The 16,939-nt window shown below is 68.0% G+C and carries 17 protein-coding genes; 8 read left to right on the forward strand and 9 right to left on the reverse strand.

Translation table 11 applies throughout. The annotated features are described in order from the left end of the window. Window positions 1–55 precede the first annotated feature (55 nt). From ACIA75_RS32700 to ACIA75_RS32715, 4 genes are all read right to left on the reverse strand, one after another. Window positions 56–1,312, reverse strand: a complete 1,257-nt coding sequence (locus tag ACIA75_RS32700; RefSeq protein WP_397110910.1) for an NERD domain-containing protein — start codon at window positions 1,310–1,312, stop codon at window positions 56–58. 266 nt (window positions 1,313–1,578) lie between these two features. Then, the gene (locus tag ACIA75_RS32705) at window positions 1,579–1,989 is read right to left on the reverse strand and encodes a hypothetical protein (RefSeq protein WP_397110911.1); all 411 of its coding nucleotides are present in this window, start codon (window positions 1,987–1,989) and stop codon (window positions 1,579–1,581) included. Between the two features lie 127 nt (window positions 1,990–2,116). Continuing rightward, window positions 2,117–2,794 carry a response regulator gene (locus ACIA75_RS32710; RefSeq protein WP_397110912.1) on the reverse strand — a complete coding sequence of 226 codons (678 nt, stop codon included), beginning with the start codon at window positions 2,792–2,794 and terminating at the stop codon, window positions 2,117–2,119. Beyond that, window positions 2,795–3,979 (reverse strand): sensor histidine kinase, encoded by a 1,185-nt coding sequence (locus tag ACIA75_RS32715; protein ID WP_397110913.1) that lies wholly within the window; start codon window positions 3,977–3,979, stop codon window positions 2,795–2,797. It lies immediately after the preceding gene. A 254-nt stretch (window positions 3,980–4,233) separates the two neighbouring features. Between ACIA75_RS32715 and ACIA75_RS32720 the strand changes: the two genes are divergently transcribed. Beyond that, window positions 4,234–5,751 carry an alpha/beta hydrolase gene (locus ACIA75_RS32720; RefSeq protein ID WP_397110914.1) on the forward strand — a complete coding sequence of 506 codons (1,518 nt, stop codon included), beginning with the start codon at window positions 4,234–4,236 and terminating at the stop codon, window positions 5,749–5,751. Window positions 5,752–5,863: 112 nt separating this feature from the next. Here ACIA75_RS32720 and ACIA75_RS32725 read toward each other — a convergent pair whose 3' ends face one another. Next, window positions 5,864–6,019 (reverse strand): hypothetical protein, encoded by a 156-nt coding sequence (locus ACIA75_RS32725; RefSeq protein ID WP_397110915.1) that lies wholly within the window; start codon window positions 6,017–6,019, stop codon window positions 5,864–5,866. A gap of 141 nt (window positions 6,020–6,160) precedes the next feature. Between ACIA75_RS32725 and ACIA75_RS32730 the strand changes: the two genes are divergently transcribed. Beyond that, window positions 6,161–6,295 carry a hypothetical protein gene (locus tag ACIA75_RS32730; RefSeq protein ID WP_397110916.1) on the forward strand — a complete coding sequence of 45 codons (135 nt, stop codon included), beginning with the start codon at window positions 6,161–6,163 and terminating at the stop codon, window positions 6,293–6,295. Window positions 6,296–6,763: 468 nt separating this feature from the next. Beyond that, window positions 6,764–9,256 (forward strand): acyl-CoA dehydrogenase, encoded by a 2,493-nt coding sequence (locus ACIA75_RS32735; RefSeq protein ID WP_397110917.1) that lies wholly within the window; start codon window positions 6,764–6,766, stop codon window positions 9,254–9,256. Window positions 9,257–9,390: 134 nt separating this feature from the next. Here ACIA75_RS32735 and ACIA75_RS32740 read toward each other — a convergent pair whose 3' ends face one another. Further along, window positions 9,391–9,828: a hypothetical protein gene (locus tag ACIA75_RS32740; RefSeq protein WP_397110918.1), complete on the reverse strand. Its 438-nt coding sequence runs from the start codon at window positions 9,826–9,828 to the stop codon at window positions 9,391–9,393. Between the two features lie 102 nt (window positions 9,829–9,930). On the opposite strand from ACIA75_RS32740, the gene ACIA75_RS32745 reads away from it, so the two are divergent. Continuing rightward, window positions 9,931–10,392: a hypothetical protein gene (locus tag ACIA75_RS32745; RefSeq protein ID WP_397110919.1), complete on the forward strand. Its 462-nt coding sequence runs from the start codon at window positions 9,931–9,933 to the stop codon at window positions 10,390–10,392. Here ACIA75_RS32745 and zapE read toward each other — a convergent pair. Beyond that, a complete protein-coding gene (gene zapE / locus ACIA75_RS32750; protein ID WP_397110920.1) occupies window positions 10,386–11,453 on the reverse strand; it encodes a cell division protein ZapE in 1,068 nt (355 codons plus the stop codon). The two genes, ACIA75_RS32745 and zapE, sit on opposite strands and share 7 nt — an antisense overlap. A gap of 235 nt (window positions 11,454–11,688) precedes the next feature. Next, entirely contained in the window at window positions 11,689–13,155 is a 1,467-nt protein-coding gene (locus tag ACIA75_RS32755; RefSeq protein WP_397110921.1) for a flavin-containing monooxygenase, read from the reverse strand. Between the two features lie 256 nt (window positions 13,156–13,411). Between ACIA75_RS32755 and ACIA75_RS32760 the strand changes: the two genes are divergently transcribed. Further along, a complete protein-coding gene (locus ACIA75_RS32760; protein WP_397110922.1) occupies window positions 13,412–13,900 on the forward strand; it encodes an FBP domain-containing protein in 489 nt (162 codons plus the stop codon). 182 nt (window positions 13,901–14,082) lie between these two features. Here ACIA75_RS32760 and ACIA75_RS32765 read toward each other — a convergent pair whose 3' ends face one another. After that, window positions 14,083–14,841 (reverse strand): ankyrin repeat domain-containing protein, encoded by a 759-nt coding sequence (locus ACIA75_RS32765; RefSeq protein WP_397110923.1) that lies wholly within the window; start codon window positions 14,839–14,841, stop codon window positions 14,083–14,085. A 266-nt stretch (window positions 14,842–15,107) separates the two neighbouring features. Here ACIA75_RS32765 and ACIA75_RS32770 point away from each other — a divergent pair, with 266 nt between their 5' ends. The 3 genes from ACIA75_RS32770 (at window position 15,108) to ACIA75_RS32780 (ending at window position 16,936) form a co-directional block, all read left to right on the forward strand. Then, complete coding sequence (locus ACIA75_RS32770; RefSeq protein WP_397110924.1) at window positions 15,108–15,875, forward strand: aminoglycoside adenylyltransferase domain-containing protein; 768 nt, start codon at window positions 15,108–15,110, stop codon at window positions 15,873–15,875. Window positions 15,876–15,908: 33 nt separating this feature from the next. Beyond that, entirely contained in the window at window positions 15,909–16,238 is a 330-nt protein-coding gene (locus tag ACIA75_RS32775) for an ArsR/SmtB family transcription factor (RefSeq protein WP_397110925.1), read from the forward strand. 140 nt (window positions 16,239–16,378) lie between these two features. Continuing rightward, window positions 16,379–16,936 (forward strand): SRPBCC domain-containing protein, encoded by a 558-nt coding sequence (locus ACIA75_RS32780; protein ID WP_397110926.1) that lies wholly within the window; start codon window positions 16,379–16,381, stop codon window positions 16,934–16,936. The last annotated feature ends 3 nt before the right edge of the window (window positions 16,937–16,939 follow it).

Consider the following 16,939-nt stretch of genomic DNA (forward strand, 5'->3'; position numbering starts at 1 on the left):
GCCGGCCGCAGGCAGAACGACACCGGTGGCTGTTTGCGCAATTGCCGCGATTCCGTCAGCAATCCGGCTGGAACGGAAAGCATGCGGTGGGAGTCGGGTGCGGGGGCGGAGGCGGTGTCGTCTCGGCTACCTGGGGCGGGGGAGGAGCCTGCACAGTGGCTTGTTCGGTCGCCGAGGTGTTCTGTTGCCGACCGGTGGTGTCATGGGGGACGGTCCCGCCGCTGCCGGCCTGGGCCAGGAACCATATTCCGGCGGCCAGGACGGCGACAGCCGCCAGGGCCGCCGCGGTCTTGTTGCGGACGCGGCGCCGATCGTCGGGGATCGCGGTGTCCGGACCTGCCGGTTCGAAGCTCGGCAGCGGTGTGGGTTCGGCCGGATGCGGCGGGGAGGGATCGGTGGGGCCCGGACCTCGGTCGTCGACGTGGGCCGGATCGGTGTCGGTCTGCGCCCGGTTCCGGATGTCTGGTGACGGCGCGGGTTCGGTAGCGTCCGGAACCCCGTTCGGGATGGGCGGAAGCGGCGTGGACCGGGCGGTGTCCGGCGCTGGGTGCCCGGTGCGGCCTGCGGGAGAGGGGACGGGAGCGCGGGACGGAGCAGCGGACCCGGTCTTCGGCGGCATCGGACGCGGAGACGCGGCAACCAGTGCCGCGGCCTTCACGGGCGCGGGATTTCGAGGTGATGTGGTGGGCCGCGTGGGTGATTCGAGGGGGAACCCTGCCTCGGCCAACTCGGCGACGGTGGTGCTGCCACCGTGCTCGAGAGCTTCGACCACGGCGTACGCCTGCTCCGCGGTCCAGACGACGGCGGCGCGGTGATGGGCGCGGTGGAACCAGGCCCGCAGCGGATTCTGGGTGTTGCACATCAGCACATCGCAGCCTTGCGGCGCCGATTTCTTGTCCAGCCGCATCAGTGTTTCACGCGGCGGGATGACGACCACCAGACCACTGACGAAGGTGGGCCCACCCACCTGGGCGGCCACCGATTTCAGCTTGAACACCGCCTCGCGGACTTGGTCGTAGGGGGTGGTATCGCTCTGCCGCACGCTCATCGGGTCCCCGTCGTACCCCGGCACCTTCCACCGGCTGTTGGTGGTGCACTGCAGGACACCGCCGGTGACCTCGGGGTTCACCCCTTTCACCTCGCACACGACGGTGGTGTGCGGCGTGATGATCACCAGATCGACTTCCTGTCCGCCCACGAAACAGTTCGCGATCGCCACCCCGGGAACCCGGTAATCGTCCTGCCATTTCCGCAGCCAGGCGACCACCCGTTTCTCCGCACTCGATCTGAGTCTGTCGGCGATGACGAGCATCTATCCAACCCCTCCCTTCGCTGGTGATGCCGCCACCCTATCCGCACTTCGGTTCCGGCTTCGAGAACGATTGCGGCAGAAGATGTTCCCGCACCCGCCCGTGGCGTATCTGTGCCATTGTCCAAGAAGGGCGTCGGGGCAGGTCAGGCCGAACGCTACCGAACCCGCTCCCGGCCCTCGCCCATACCGAGCATTGCGGCGACATCGCCGGGAACCGGATACCGGTCCTCAGCTCGAAATCCGGGCGACGACTGCGAAGCGTGACGTCAATGCTCGGTCCAGTGCATGTCGTATTCCGCAAATGCCTCCTCTGTAGCTCCCTCGAACAGGCACAAGACGGCATAGGAGATGCAATCGATCCAGTTCTCCAGTCGCTGGACATCCGCTGCCGAGATGAGGTCGTTCCTGCGTAACATGCCGTCGGGACACACGCCCCATGTGCGGCCGAGATGACAGATCCCCCACAACGAACTCACCGCGCTGCGATCCAGGCTGTCGTGCTGCAGAGTCGGCGCGAGAACGCGGAGGCAGGACATGACGGAATGGAAGTTTTCCTCCCGCAGCCCCTTGTAGGGGCGGAGCATGCCGAGAAATCCCTGCTCCCAACGGGGATCGTCGATATCGGGATGGGTGCCGCTGTGGAACAGCAGCAATTCGGCGGCCATCACGGAGTTCACAAGCAGCTACCTTAGGTGGAGCTGGTGTCGGCTTCCCCGTCGGAATTCTCCGACGACGGTGTCGACGACACGCCGAAGAATGGTGGGCGGCAATAAAAGAAGGCTCGCCGGGCGGCCGGTCCTCCGGTCATTGTTCGGCGTCGCGGACCAGGAGTGCGATCTGTACGCGGTTCTCGACCGCCAGTTTGGTGAACAGGTTGCCGGTGTGTGCCTTGACGGTCGCGACGGTGACGTGCAGCCGCGCGGCGATATCCGGGTTGCCCAGTCCGTCGGCGATGGCTCGCGCGGTGTCGAGTTCTCGCTCGGTCAGGGTGGCGAGTCGTTTCCGCGCGGCGTCGCGGGATGCGCTGCGGGCTTGGGCGGACCCCGGACCGGTGGCCGCGACGATCACCCGGGCGGTCGCCGCGGGGGACAGCACGGGGTTGCCGGAGGCTACGGTTCGCACCGCGTCGGCGATTCGCGCCGGCGGTGTGTCCTTGAGAACGAATCCGAGTGCCCCGGCGCGCAGGGCGCCGAGTACGAGCTCGTCCGAGTCGAAGGTGGTCAGCATGAGCACCGCCGGCGGGTCCGTTGCGGTGAGGAGTTCGCGGGTCGTGGCGAGGCCGTCACGACCGGGCATCCGCACATCCATCAGCACGACGTCGGGCCGCTGTTCACCCACCACCCTGATCGCGGTGTCCCCGTCGGCCGCTTCCGCGACAACCGTCAGGTCCGGTTCGCCGTCGATGACGAGACGTAGCGCCATCCGCACCAGCTGGTCGTCGTCGACGATGACGACGCGCACCGGTTTCCGTTCGGTGTCCACTCATGCACTCTTTCCGTGGTCGTGCCGCGGCCAGGGTAGTTGCGCGGCGAGGACATATCCGTGGTCGGGTGTCGGATGGTGGTCGAGGCTTCCGCCCGCGAGGGTAATTCGTTCGGCGAGACCGAGTAAGCCGAAGCCCGAGGCCGGGGGTCGGGTGGTTGCCGCGGCGGCAGGCGAGTTCCGGATGCTGATATGCAGTCCGTCGCCGGGTTTCCCCGCGACGCTGATGTGGACGTCCGCGGCCGGGGCGTGTTTCGCGGCGTTGGTCAGTCCTTCCTGGACCACGCGATAACCGGTTCGCCCGACGGTCTCGGGCGGAGTGCCGGTCACTGTCGTGGTGAGTGTGACGTCCAGCCCCGAGGAACGGGCGTCGGCCACCAATTCCGGGATTCGGTCCAGGGTGGGCTGTGGTGGTTCCGGACGGTCGGGGTCGGCGCGGAGCACGCCGAGGACGTCGCGGAGTTCTTCGAGCGCCTGGCGGGAGCCGTCGGCGATACCGCGGATCAGTGTGCGGTTCTCCTCGGCGGCAAGGTCACCGCGGTGGTCCAGGACACCGGCTTGCATGGCCACCAGCGAGATCCGGTGCGCGAGGACGTCGTGCATTTCGCGGGCGATCCGGTTACGTTCCATGGCCTGTGCCTGCGCCGCGCGGGCAGCCTGTTCGCGTTCCGCGCTATCGGCCCGGTCCCGCAGCGACCGTACCTCGGCGCGTCGTGCGTCGATGGCCACGCCGGTGGCCACCGCGATGCCCGCGCTGAGAGCGGGGAGTGCGACTTGTAGCCAGATCGGGGCGGGCAGCGTCCGGATCGGGTAGAGCTCGGCGGCGAACTGCGCCGCGGTCACATAGGCCAGCACGACAATCCCGATCTCGACCGGACGGCGACGTGTGGCCAGCGAGCACAGCGCGAGCAGCGCGGCGCCGGTGGCGAGCGCCGACGCGGCCGAGACGACGGCGATCGTCAGGGCGACGGTGAACGGGAACCGCCGTCGCCATAGCAATGCCGCCAGGCAGCCGACAGCGATCAGCGGATCACCGGTGACGAACCAGGAACACGTATCGGCGACGCATCCGGGCGGCAGCACGACGGCGATGGAGAACCAGAAAGGTATGCCCAGCGCCGCGGCGGCGGCCAGCCGCCAGGCCTGCTGCCAGCCCCCGAGGCGGGCGGCGACATCGGTGTTCACCCTGGTCATTATTGCGAGACCGTCCGTCCGGCGCAGCAGCCCAGGGGCTGAAGTGTCCTCGACCCGGGTCGGATCATTGCCTCGACTTTCGTCGAACACGATTCGAGCCGCCGGGGCGATGTGCCGGCAGCGCCCGATGGACAGACTCGATTCCGTACCCAGCAACCGGGCACGGACCGAGCAGGCGATGCGGTCGCGATGGTGAGCGCAGCCCTGTCCGTGGCCGGCACGAATCTCGTCGGGAGTAGGAGCGGATGGATAGACAATGGAGCCGAGGTCTGAGCCTGATGGTCGTGCTCGGCCTCACCGGAGCGCTGATCGGGGCGCCCACCGTGGCCGCGGAACCGGGCGACCGCCCCGCGGCACCGGTGCAGTGGGGCGCGTGCCCGGAGGGGGTCGAAGATCCCGCGGCCGGACCAGCCCAGTTGCAGTGCGCCACCGTACCGGTGCCGCTGAACTACGGCGACCCCGAGGGCACCCGGATCGAGATCATGATCTCCCGGCTGGCGAGCAAGAACCCGGACAGGCGGCGCGGTGTGCTGTTGCTGAACCCAGGTGGTCCGGGCGGAGCCGGGCTGGACCAGCCCAAGCTCCTGGCCACCCAGGGACTGCCCGCCGACGTTCTTGACAGCTACGACCTGATCGGGATGGACACTCGCGGTGTCGGGCACTCGGCGCCGGTGAGCTGCGGTTTCACCGATGATCAGGCGTACTTCGGCAATATTCCGCCCTACGCCGTCGACGACGCCGCGGTCACCCGGCAGGCGACGATCGCCCAGGGAGTCGCCGAGCAGTGCGCCGCGAACGACCACGGGGGCCGGCTGCGGCAACTGTCGACAGCGAACATGGCCCGCGACCTGGACCGCATCCGGGCCGCGCTCGGCGAGGAGAAGGCGAGCTTCCTCGGATACTCCTACGGCACCGCCCTGGGCGCCGCGTACGCCTCGATGTTCCCCGAGCGCGCCGACCGGATCGTGCTCGACAGCAATATCGGCGACACGTTCCTCGACCACGACGGAATGCGCAGATACGGCCGGGGTATGGAGGAGACGTTCCCCGATTTCGCGAAATGGGCCGCCGCCCGCCACGACACCTACGGCCTGGGCCGCACACCGGACGAGGTGCGCCGGACGTACTTCACCCTCGCCGAGCGGCTCGACAAGACCCCGGTGGACGGGATGGACGGCGGCCTCTTCCGATTCGGCACCTTCTTTACGCTCTATCGCGAGTCGTTGTACGAGCCGGCGGCGGAAAGCTGGCGGTCACTGCTCGAATCCGGGAGTCCGGGACCCGCGGGCGGCCGGCCGCCGGGTACGGGGGTGCCTTCGCCGAATGACAACGCTTGGTCGGTTTTCCTCGCGGTGACCTGCAACGATGTCGAATGGCCCGAGGACATCGGGACCTACCGGCGCGCGGTCGCCGAGGACCGGGAGAAGTACCCGCTCTACGGCGCGGCCCCCGCCAACATCACGCCCTGCGCCTACTGGCAGCTCGGGCCGTCCGAACCGCCGGTGCAGATCGGCGACGACGGCCCGGCCGATGTCCTGATCGTGCAGAACCAGCGTGACCCGGTCACACCGCTGCGCGGCGGCGAGTTGCTCGACGAGAAGTTCGGCGAGCGGTCCCGGCTGGTGACCGTCGACGGAAGTGGGCACGGGGTGTACGTCCTCGGCACCAACCCCTGTGCGCAGGACATCGTCACCGGTTATCTGGTCGACGGCACGATGCCCGAACGCGATACGACCTGCCAGGGATCCCCTGTCTCCGGCTGAGGAACGAGCGCGGCAGGGAGGACGGTGATCTCCGCGGTCGGGACCGCGGGTCCGGGATCGGCTCCGGTCACCTCCACCTGCCGCTCCATCGACCTAGCGCGCTCCCGAATCACTATGGGCGCGCGGCGATCCAGCGCCCGGTTGCGGGCAGGGCGGCCAGCACAGCGACCGCTGCGGGACCGATGGCGAGCGAGCAGGACATGAACAGCTGCACAACGAGGAGGTCGAGTTCGGGGACGTAGTCGGATTCGCTTGCGATACCGACCATAGGCGCGAATGCGACTACCGCTCCGAACACTGAATTACCGCGGCTCAGCGCATAATTGGGACGCGCCCGGTATCATCGGACGCGGCAGGCAAGACCTGCCACCAGGCCAGTGATGCCTGTCGGTGTGGTTCGGGAGTGACCATGGGATCGATCGATATCTTGTATTGGCTTCAAGAGGGTGCGGCTGCCGGCGACCCGATTCGAGGGCCGTTGTACGTCGTGGTGTTCATCGCGATCGGGCTGGTCGGAATCCTCACCGGCGGAACCGTCATCTGACCTGCAGCAATCCGATTTGTTCGAGCTCGACTATCGAGGTTGTCGAGCGCTCTTCCGGTGCGCGAACGGTGTCGCTGGTCACCAGCGCAGAGATCCGCGAGACAGGTGATCTGCTGGGACATGCTCTCGCGTAGCGCGCCCCGCGGCGGATTCGGCGCGATAACCCGATCCGGCCGGAGGCTCATAGGCAGCCCGATCACGACAGAAGCACCCGACGAATCTGCGCCGAGGCATCTTCTCGACCGGCCCCGTATTCCGCAGCGTTGAAATGGGCAATCGCCGATCGGGGACTGCCTCGAGCTTCATCACGAGCGTGACCGGCGCGGTCGACGACCGCCGGATACTCGGATGGAACCGTAGTTCGCCTAACGAGAGAGTGATATTTTCGATTAGGGAAGTACCGTTACCGGTGGTGCGACGCTGAGTGATCCGGCTTCCTGAGGACCCACAGAGAAGCGAGCCGACCGCATGCTGTTCGATATCACCGATGACCAGGAGTTCTTCCGCTCCACCACGGCGAAGTTCCTGACCGCCCGTGCCCCGCGGGACAGGGTTCGCGAGCTACGCCACCACGAGCACGGGTTCGCGGCCGACTACTGGCGTGGTGGGGCCGAGCTCGGCTGGTCCTCCCTGCTGGTGGGGGAAGAAGCCGGGGGCGGATCGATCAGCGGGCGGCCGGTGGGGGATCTGACGCTGATCGCTTACGAATTCGGGCGGCATGCGGCGCCCGGGCCGCTGGTGCCGGCGAATATCGTGGCCGCCGCGTTGGCGGATAGCGGGTCGCATGCGGAGGTCCTCGGCGACCTGCTGGCGGGGGAAACCCTGGCGACGTGGTGCCATGCCGAGCCCGCACCGCGGCACGGGGTCGGGCTGGACATCCGTGCGGAGGGCGACGAGCTGGTGCTCAACGGCCGCAAACAGCCGGTGGAGTCTGCCGCGGCGGCGCAATATCTGCTGGTCACGGGGTTGTGTGCGGGTGCGATTACGCAGGTTCTGGTTCCGGTGGAGAGCACGGGAATCACCGTCACACCGCTGGGTTCGCCCGACCTCACGCGCCGGTTCTCCGCGGTCGCCTTCGACAATGTCCGGGTTCCGCGCAGCGCGTTGGTGGGTGAGCTCGGGGCGGCGGGGCCGCAGGTCGCACGGCAGGTGGAGATCGCGGTGGCCGTGCAGTGTGCCGAAACCGTGGGCGCGATGCAGACCGGATTCGACATGGTGCTGGACTGGATGGCGGACCGGTATTCGTTCGGGCGACCGCTGGCGTCGTATCAGGCGCTCAAACACCGGACGGCCGATCTGAAGTCGTGGCTCGAGGCGGCGCATGCGATCGCCGACAGCGCCGCCGAGGCGGTCGACGAACGCCGGGCGGATTCGGGTGAGCTGGTGGATGTCGCACAGGCGTTCATCGGCCACCACGGGCCGGAGCTGTTGCAGGATTGCGTGCAGCTGCACGGCGGAATCGGGCTGACATTCGAGCACGACCTGCACCTGTTCCTGCGCCGTGCCACTGTCAACCGCACGCTGTACGGCACACCGGCCCAGCGCCGCCGGCGCCTTGCCGATCGGCTGATCGAACAGGAAGGGGCGAGCGTATCGGAAGGCGCAGCGCAGGGCGATCGCGGAGAAACTGTGGTGGAGGGTGAGCGCGGAGGGCTCGCGCTCACGCCCGCTGGTCCCGGCCAGGAAGCGGCCGTGGAGCGCGGCGGGCCGGCGATCCTGGGCGACGGGCCGAGTGCAGAGCTCGAGGATGTCGAGAGTTTCCGGTTGCGGGCGCGGGCCTGGATCCGGGCCAATCTGGGGCCGTACCGGCCGGAGGCTGTGGCCGGGCTGCGCAAGGTCGCGCGCGAGGAGGAGCTGGCGGCCGTCGACAACGACCGGCGACTGCAGCGCAAGCTCTACGACGCCGGGTTCGCCGGTATCGCCATCCCGGTCGAATACGGTGGCCGCGGGCTCACCGCCGCGCATCAGCGGGCGTTCACCGACGAGATGGCCGGGTTCGAGTATCCGTCCCGGTGCCAGGTGCCCACCCTGTCGCCGTGCGCGGCAGTGCTCCTCGATTTCGGGACCGAGGAGCAGAAGCGACGTCATATTCCGGCAATGCTGCGCGGTGAGGAGATCTGGATGCAGTTCCTCTCCGAACCCAGCGGCGGCTCCGATGTGGCGGGAGCGGTGACCACGGCGGTCCGCGACGGTGACGACTGGGTGCTCAACGGCGCCAAGATCTGGACCACCGGCGCCTGGTACTCCGATTGGGCGCTGTGCCTGGCCCGTACCAACTGGGATGTGCCGAAACACCGCGGGCTCACGGTGTTCATCCTGCCCATCCACCAGCCGGGGATCGAGGTGCATCAGATCGAGATGCTCAACGGTGCCCGGGAATTCTGCCAGGAGTTCCTCACCGATGTGCGGGTGCCGGATTCCGACCGGGTCGGTGCGGTGGACGGCGGCTGGACGGTCGGAACGGGCTGGATGTCGCACGAACGGCTGCTGTCGGCGTCTCCGTATGTCACGGTGCCCGCGAAACCGGCCCTCTCCGACCGGTCGCCGGTGGAGATCGCCTGCCGGGCCGGCACCGTCGACGAACCGGGTGTGCGTGACCTCATCGGTGAGGACCGGATGCTCGATGTCGTCGGCACCGCACTGCAGCGGCGGCTCGGCACGGGGATGGCGACCGGCCGGATCCCCGATCAGTCGGCCGCTATCGGGCGCCTGTTCCGGGGTATCGCCGAAGCACGCCGGGGGACCATCGAATTCGAGGTCGCGGGGGATGCGGTGTGGGACGAGGAGTACGGCGATATCGGCGATGTGTTCCTGATGCGGCAGGTGAGTTGTATCGGTGGCGGCACCACCGAAATGGCGCGCAATGTGATCAGTGAACGGGTGCTCGGGATGCCCCGGGAAGCGCGCTCCGACCACAATGTGCCGTTCCGGGACGTGCCACGGGGCGGTCGGCGCTCCTGACGGTCCGGCGGGCGTAGGAAACCCGGCACCGGTCCATGCGCGGGTAGCAGGCGGGGGGTTACCTGTCACCGCCAGGGCCACGTTTCGATGAACGGCGGGGCCGGGTGCACGCACCCGGCCCCGGCTCACCGCTGTCAGACCGTGACGCTGATTTCGCCCGGATTCGTGCTGATGGTGACGATCACCCGCCCCGGGCCGGTGTCGGCCAGCGCACGGCTGAAACCGTTGTCGGTGGGGAAGGGGCCGATCGACACGGGGACCGACGAGACCGTCACGTCTTCGGAACCGGTGGCGCCGGTATCGAGATTGCGCCAGGACACCGTCGCCGTCACCGCGCACGCCGGGTCCTGGCGGTCGGCGCGGAACAGCACCGCCACCCCGACCCCGCTGACATTGGACGGCAGGGGAGTGACGGCCACGCCGGTGCGGACGGTGCCGGCGCATCCGGGAGCCACCTCCACCCGGGTGTCCTGGAAATCGGCGGCCGTCTGGGCGTTCGCGGTCGCCGCGACCGGGAGCAGGGCGGATGCGGCGAAAGCGCCGAGGAACAACGGACGCAGGAGTATTCGCAAGAGACTTTCCTCTCCAAGGGGTTCGCGCGCCGGTTACCCCCCGCGGTGGTCCGAGTAAACCAGGGCCTGCGCCCGGGCGCGGAACCGCATAGGCTCGTGCGCATGGGACTCGACGTGTATGCGGTCCGGCCGAACCAGAGCCGGGTGACCGATATTGCGGCCTTCGAGCAGCTCCAGGCGATGCCGCCGGAGGAACGCGGGGAGTTCGGCTGGGTGCACCCGGACGATCTCGACCCGTTCGAGGATCTGCCGCGCGATTTCTCGCAGGGTGGTCTCTTCTGGCCCTCCGACGGTGACCCGACCGGGTTCCGCGGTCAGGTGTACGAGAAGTGGGTGTCCGACGAGTTCGGGCTGAGTTTCTACGAGCTGTTCGACCCGGAGGACGTGCGCAGTCTGCTCGAGCGCCTGGACGAATGGTTCACCCGGGCCGAATCGGGGGAGGCGGCGGTGCCGCTGTTCGGGGACGACAGCGATGACGGGCACGCCCTCACCCGGGTTCGATCGCTGGCCGAGTATCTGCGCGCCGTGACGGCACAGGATCTGTGGCTGTTCCCCGACTACTGATCGGCTGCCGCGACGGACTCCGTGGCGCCCGGCAGTAGTGCCAGGCGGCTGGCGGTGCGGTGGATATCGGGCGGCAGATGATCGCCGGACAGACAGGTGCTCAGCGGTGCGCGGGCGATGAGGTTCAGCGGGATCTGCCGGTCGCACAGGACGTCGATCAGGTTGGCGAAGCGCTGGACGGCGTCGCGGTTCGTGGTCGACAGCACCGGTAGTCCGGAGAGTGTCCAGCGGCGGTACCGGTCGGCCAGGTGCAGGTAGTCGATGGTGGAATACGGGCGGTCGCACAGATCGGTGAAGTCGAACCAGATCGCCTCGTCCCGCGCGGCCAGTGCGGTGACGGTGCGGCTACCGAACGTGACGAGCCGGCGTTCGGACGGCCCGGGGTGACGGAGGCCCGCCTGCGCCAGTTGGGCGGCGTCTCCCGGCCACAGAAAGCGGCCGCGGCCGAATCCGGACGCGGGTGCCGGTCCCCGGCGCCGGTAGTCGTGGGGACCTGCCACTTCGACGATATCCAGAGACTTCTCCAGCGCGGCGGCCACCGGTTCGATCAAGTGATGAAAAAGCGGGTTCGGCAAGAGACCGGACGGCGGATAGTTCGATGTGGCGACAAGCGTGATCCGTTGGGCGAACAGTGCATTCAGGACTCTGGCGATAATGGTGGCATCGCCGGGGTCGTGCACATGGAATTCGTCGAAGCAGACCAGCCGGGCCGAATCCAGAAGTTCGCGCACCGCACGATCGCCGGCCCGGTGTTCGCCCCGGTGGGCGGCATAGCGGGAGTGGAATTCGCGGAAGAATTCGTGGAAGTGCACGCGGCGTTTGTGCGGTACCGGTACGGCGTCGTAGAAGGTGTCGACGAGCCAGCTCTTACCGCGACCCACCGGTCCCCAGACGTACACGCCGCGGGCCGGCGCACCGAACAGCGGCCGGCGCCCGGATAATTCGGTGCCGAGGCGGGTGAGCCTCGCGGCGGCGACCAGCTGCGATTCGTCGAGATCGAACCCCGCCGCCCGCGCTGTCGACTCGAATACCCCTGCCGCCCATTCGTTCCGCTTGCCCACCGCCGGCACCTCTCTGTGACCCTGAGCCCAGATTGGCAGCTGGGCGCGGCGGTGCCCAGAGGCGAGGCACACATGTGAAAAGCATCGCGTGACACTCTGGCGGCCGGGGGCGGCCGGGACTGCCGCGATCGGCGATATCGACCGGGTGCCCCGCCACGCTTCGAACACCCGATGGTCGCACCTCACGGTGCATGTGCGCGGCTCCCGCAGCGACTGCCCGGCGGCGTGCCGCGGGCTATGCGGCGGGCGTCAGGGTGTAGTCCTGCGGGTCGAGCGTGCGGACCCGGCGCCGGTAGCGGGTGACCGTGCCCGGCCAGTTGTTGGTGATCTTGCCCGCCGCATTCCGATACCAGCTGGAGCAGAAGTTCCACGGCGTGCGTTCCAGGCGCTGTTGCAGGGCGTCGTTGTAAGCGCGTTCGGTCGCGGCACGGACCTCGAGGACATGGCCCGGTTTACCCGCCAGCAACTGCACCGCCTGGCGGATGTAGCGGGACTGGGATTCGATCATGTAGATAATCGACCCGACCCCGAGATTCGTATTGGGACCGTAGACCATGAAGAAGTTCGGGAAATCGGGCACCGTCATCCCGTAGTAGGCGTGCGCCCCGTCGGACCATGCCGCACCGAGTTCCCGCCCGCCGCGCCCGCTGATCCGCATCGGCCACAGGAATTCGGTGCCCTTGAAACCGGTGCCGTAGATGATCACATCGGCTTCGTGGACCGTGCCGTCATCGGTGCGCACACCCTGCGGGGTGATCTCGGTGATGGCGGCGGTGGTCACGTCCACATTGGGCTGGGTGAGCGCCGGATAGTAGTCGCTGGAGAACAGCGTGCGTTTGCAGGCGATCGGATAGTCGGGGGTCAAGGCGGCGCGCAGTTCCGGATCGTCGACGTTCTTGCGCAGGTTCCGTTCCGCCAGCCGCGCCACGAGCCGGCCGATGATCGGCAGTTCCACCAGACCCAGCGAGGAGATCTCGGCTGTGAGCCACCAGCCGAGGCGCTCCACCTGCAGCATCCCGGGAATCCGCGCGAACAGTGTGTGCTGGAGCGGCGAATAGTCGGTATCGAATTTCGGCAGTACCCAGGCCGCGGTGCGCTGGAACAGGGTGAGGTGTTCGACCGCCGGCTGGATCTGCGGCACGTACTGTATGGCGCTGGCGCCGGTCCCGATACACGCGACGCGTTTCCCGGCGAGATCGACACTGTGATCCCACAGCGCGGAATGGAACGCCTGCCCGGCGAAACTGTCCACGCCGGGAATGTCGGGTAGTTGCGGGCGGGAGAGTTGCCCGACCGCGGAGATCAACACGTCGGCGGTGCGGGTTCCGCCATCGGCGGTGAGCACCGTCCAGCGGCCGGTTTTCTCGTCGAACGCGGCCTCGGTGACCTCGATGCCGAACTCGATGCGGTCGAGCAGCTCGTGCCGGCGGGCGACCCCGCGCAGGTACTCGTGGATGGCGGCCTGCCCGGAGTAGCGCTGCGGCCAGTCGGGCTTCGGCTCGAACGAGTAGGAGTACAGCGGTGAGGGAACATCGCAGGCCGCCCCGGGGTAGGTGTTCTCCCGCCAGACGCCGCCGAGATCCTGGGCTTTCTCCAGGATGGAGATATCGTCGAACCCGTGGCGTCGCAGTTCGATCGCCACTCCGATTCCGCCGAACCCGGCGCCGATCACGAGCACCGATACCCGGCCTGCCGCACCCATAGCTACTCCTGTCCATGTGGTCCCTATCACTGTAGGCATGGCGCAAGGGTCCGTATCGAGACTTTCGGCCAAGTGGTCGAGGGCCGGGTGCGTAGCGGTGGAGCTGCTATCGGCGCTGATCCGGGGACCCGGCCCCTCCGCCGAGGGTCCCCGCCTACCTGTTCACGTGCGGAAATGACGTTGCCGGGGCCCCGGCGCGCTCGATAGGGTGTCGCGGTTTGCCCATTCCGATCACGAGAAGGAGTTTCGAGACTCGATGGAACCCGTAACCGAACGCGAAATCAGAGCGTCGTTCGTCAACTGCTCGAAAGGAGACGCCAAACGCCTCACGGTGCCGGCCGACCTGGAAACCCGTCCCTGGGACGATCTGGACTTTCTGGGCTGGACCGATCCGGGGCTACCCGGCCGCGCGTACCTGGTGGTACCCGAGGAGGACGGGCTCGCCGGTATCGCGCTGCGCTACGAGACCGGCGGGCCGCGCCGATCCCAGATGTGCACGCTCTGCTCGACCACCCACAGCAACGGTGGTGTCGTGCTGATGACCGCCCGCAAAGCCGGTGAAGCCGGCCGGCGCGGCAACACCACGGGCACCTACATGTGCGACGACCTGTGCTGTTCCCTGTACGCCCGGGGCAAGAAGACACCGGCTCTCGGCCGCGCCTATCGCGACGATTTCGACCCCGAGGACCGGATCCGCCAGATCCGGCAGAACCTGACCGGGTTCCTCGGCCGGGTCCGCACCTGATCGTCCGCTGAACTGATCGAACCGAGAGAAAGAGGTTGTGGCCCATGCGCCGACACTCGAGACCCGATCCGCTGAGGACTCCGGATTCCCTGTCGAGACAACGGAATCCGGAGTCGGCCGTCCTCCCCGGCCGGGGTGGTCCGGACTGCCGGACCGTGCCGGTCGGGGAGGACGGCATCGTCTCAGGGCCGGTTCGGGCCGGAGCCGCTGAGGCTCTCGAACAGCGCGGAAATCGCGCGGTGCCCGTTCTGGATCGATGTTTCCCCGCCGCCGCCGTCGCCGTCCGTATAGCGCAGTGTGATCCGTTCGGTTCCGTCCCCGGCCGGCCCGCGATGGACCGTGTAATCGTGCTCGCCCCACCCCGGCTGTCCCGCGAGGACGGCGACAAGGTCGGCACTCGCGAGGCCGGCGGCGATCGCGGCGGCGGTACGTCCCTCGTCGTCGGCATGGTCCGGCTCCGCGCCGTGGGCCAGTAGCGACCGCACAATTCCGTAGCAGCCGCGGCGGGCCGCGCGGGTCAGTGGTGTGCCCGGGATGTTCGGGTCGGCACCGGCGGCGAGCAAGAGGTCCACCGTTTCGAGGTGCCCGTTGCCCGCCGCCCACAGCAGTGGCGATGTTCCTGGACCTCGCTGTTCCGGATGCGGTGGTTCGGGCAGATCGGGATCGGCACCACCGGCCAGCAGCGCGGAAACGACGCCCGCATGGTTCCAGCAGGCGGCCGCGCACAGGGGCAGCCCCTCTTCGATCGGGTCGCTGGGCCGGTTCGGGTCGGCTCCGTGCCTCAGCAATAGACGAACCAGTTCTGTGGATCCGTTCACCGCGGCCTGATAGAGCGGCGTGGACCCGCGCTCATTCGTTTCGTCGGGCGGCGCGCCGGCCTCCAGCAGTGCCTCGACGGCCGCCGTGTCCCGCTCCCATACTGCATCGATCAGCTCGGTCACCTCTCCATTACAGCGACGACGTCAACCGGATTCGTTGCGGACTTCCGCTGAAAAACCGGCGGCCGGCTACTGCTCTCGCCGTCTCGGCGCAACATTGCCCGCCCGGCTCCGCCCCCTACTGGCCCGGCGACCAGCGCCACCTCTGTCCAGGCCGAGGGTGGTCGCGTTGACGAGCCCCAAGGCTGGAGCGCTCGGATCGGTCAGTGAAGTGATCGGGTTCCCTGGTAGCGGTTCGATGGACGCGGGTGTGCTACTGGTGGGCGGTGATGGATTCCGAACCGGTGCGTCTGCCCACCGAGGTGGACGGCTATCTGTCCGAGTTGGTGCGGCGCGTGCAGGCCGTCTGCCGGGACCGGCTGGTGAGCATCGGTGCTGTGGGATCGCTTGCGCTGGGTGATTATCGGCACGGGCGCAGCGATATCGATATCACGGTCGTGGTCGATCCGGCGGTTCCCGCGCGGCTGCTGCGCGACCTGGTGGATGCGCTGGTACATCCCGGGTTCCACTGTCCCGCGGCCGGGCTGGAACTGGTCGTGTACGACGCCGACTTCGCCGCCGCGGGCGCACCGGGTGCGGGTTATCTGCTGAATCTGAACACCGGCCCCTTGTTGTCCGCGGTCGCCGATATCGAATCCGACAGCGCGCCGGCGTTCTGGTATGTGATCGATCGTGCGATCGGACACCAGAGCGGGTGGACACTGGCCGGTCGCCCGATACGGGAGGTGCTGGGTGCGCCCGCGCACGCAGACCTGCTGGCGGCAGTCTCTGCGTCGGTGCGCGAGCATACGTCGGGTACGGGGCACCTTGCGGACAACAGGGTGCTGAACGGCTGCCGGTCGGTGTACTACTGCCGGACCGGTCGCTGGGTTTCCAAGCGGGCCGCGGGACGTTCGATTGCCCTCGGCGAGAAGAGATTCCGTCCCGTGGTTGAAAGCGCGCTGGCGAGTTTCGAGCGTCCCCGTGAGCTGGCCCTCGACCTGCCCGCCGGCGAGGTGGATGCCTTCCTGTCGTGGGTGCGGATAGTCATTCCTTGACAGGAATATTCCTCTCGAGGAATGGTGGAGGTTGTGGCACGTGATGTATTCGAGGTACTCGCCGACCCCACGCGGCGGCGGATCCTCGACCTCCTGCGCGACGGTGAGCGCACCGTCGGTGATCTGGTGGGTGCGCTGGGCACCGCGCAACCCAATGTGTCCAAGCATCTGAAAATGCTGGACGCCGCAGCACTGGTGCAGGTCCGGGTGGACGGCCCGCGCCGGCACTATGCGCTCGACCCCGGGCGGCTGCGGGAGATCGATGCGTGGCTGGCCCCTTTCCGTGAGATCTGGGCCGATCGGCTCGATCAGCTGGAAAGTTATCTCGACACCCTGCCCGGTGAACCCGAGAAGTTGCCATGATGCGATACCTCCGCCTTCGCTACGGCCTCCGCTGATGCGATACCTCCGCCTTCGCTACGGCCTCCGCTGATGCGATACCTCCGCCTTCGCTACGGCCTCCGCTGACCGCATGAAACCCGAATTAGAGGAGTGATGCACACATGACCCGAGTGACCCGGCGTCTCGGCGAGGTGCTGCGCGACGGCGACCGCGTGGGCACGCGGTACGAACGCATCCTGGCGCATCCGCCGGACACAGTGTGGCGGGCGATCACCGAATCCGATCATCTCCGGCACTGGTTCCCGGCCGATATTCTCGGCGAGCGCCGGGCCGGGGCCGAGATCCAGTTCCGGTTCTGGCCCGAGGCGGTCGAACAGGCCTCGGCCGAACTGGCCGAGCTGGACATCGACCTCGACGAGCCGGTGCTGTCCGGCCGGATCCTCACCTGGGAACCGCCGCATGTCTTCGAATACCTCTGGGACGACGAACATCTGCGGTTCGAGCTGCTCGCGCAGGAGTCCGGGACCCGGCTGATCTGTACGGTCTGGTTCGGTACGCCCGGTCCGCACGGGCTGCCGGGCACTGCCACCGGGTACCACGTCTGCCTCGACGAACTGGTGGATTCGCTGGCCGGCCGGCCGATCGAACTGCCCGATCAGGACGACATCACAGCGCTACGCGGCCGTTACGCCGAGGCCGTCGACACGACCTCGGCGTGAGCG

This window comes from Nocardia sp. NPDC051750 (genome assembly GCF_044453135.1).
Classification (GTDB): Bacteria; Actinomycetota; Actinomycetes; order Mycobacteriales; family Mycobacteriaceae; genus Nocardia.

Coding starts and splice junctions, on each gene's coding strand:
- ACIA75_RS32735 (WP_397110917.1), top strand. CDS start 6,764: ATGCTGTTCGATATCACCGATGACCAGGAGTTCTTCCGCTCCACCACG.
- ACIA75_RS32745 (WP_397110919.1), top strand. CDS start 9,931: ATGGGACTCGACGTGTATGCGGTCCGGCCGAACCAGAGCCGGGTGACC.
- ACIA75_RS32725 (WP_397110915.1), bottom strand. CDS start 6,019: ATGGTCGGTATCGCAAGCGAATCCGACTACGTCCCCGAACTCGACCTC.
- ACIA75_RS32730 (WP_397110916.1), top strand. CDS start 6,161: ATGGGATCGATCGATATCTTGTATTGGCTTCAAGAGGGTGCGGCTGCC.
- ACIA75_RS32770 (WP_397110924.1), top strand. CDS start 15,108: ATGGATTCCGAACCGGTGCGTCTGCCCACCGAGGTGGACGGCTATCTG.
- ACIA75_RS32700 (WP_397110910.1), bottom strand. CDS start 1,312: ATGCTCGTCATCGCCGACAGACTCAGATCGAGTGCGGAGAAACGGGTG.
- ACIA75_RS32755 (WP_397110921.1), bottom strand. CDS start 13,155: ATGGGTGCGGCAGGCCGGGTATCGGTGCTCGTGATCGGCGCCGGGTTC.
- ACIA75_RS32760 (WP_397110922.1), top strand. CDS start 13,412: ATGGAACCCGTAACCGAACGCGAAATCAGAGCGTCGTTCGTCAACTGC.
- ACIA75_RS32780 (WP_397110926.1), top strand. CDS start 16,379: ATGACCCGAGTGACCCGGCGTCTCGGCGAGGTGCTGCGCGACGGCGAC.
- ACIA75_RS32720 (WP_397110914.1), top strand. CDS start 4,234: ATGGATAGACAATGGAGCCGAGGTCTGAGCCTGATGGTCGTGCTCGGC.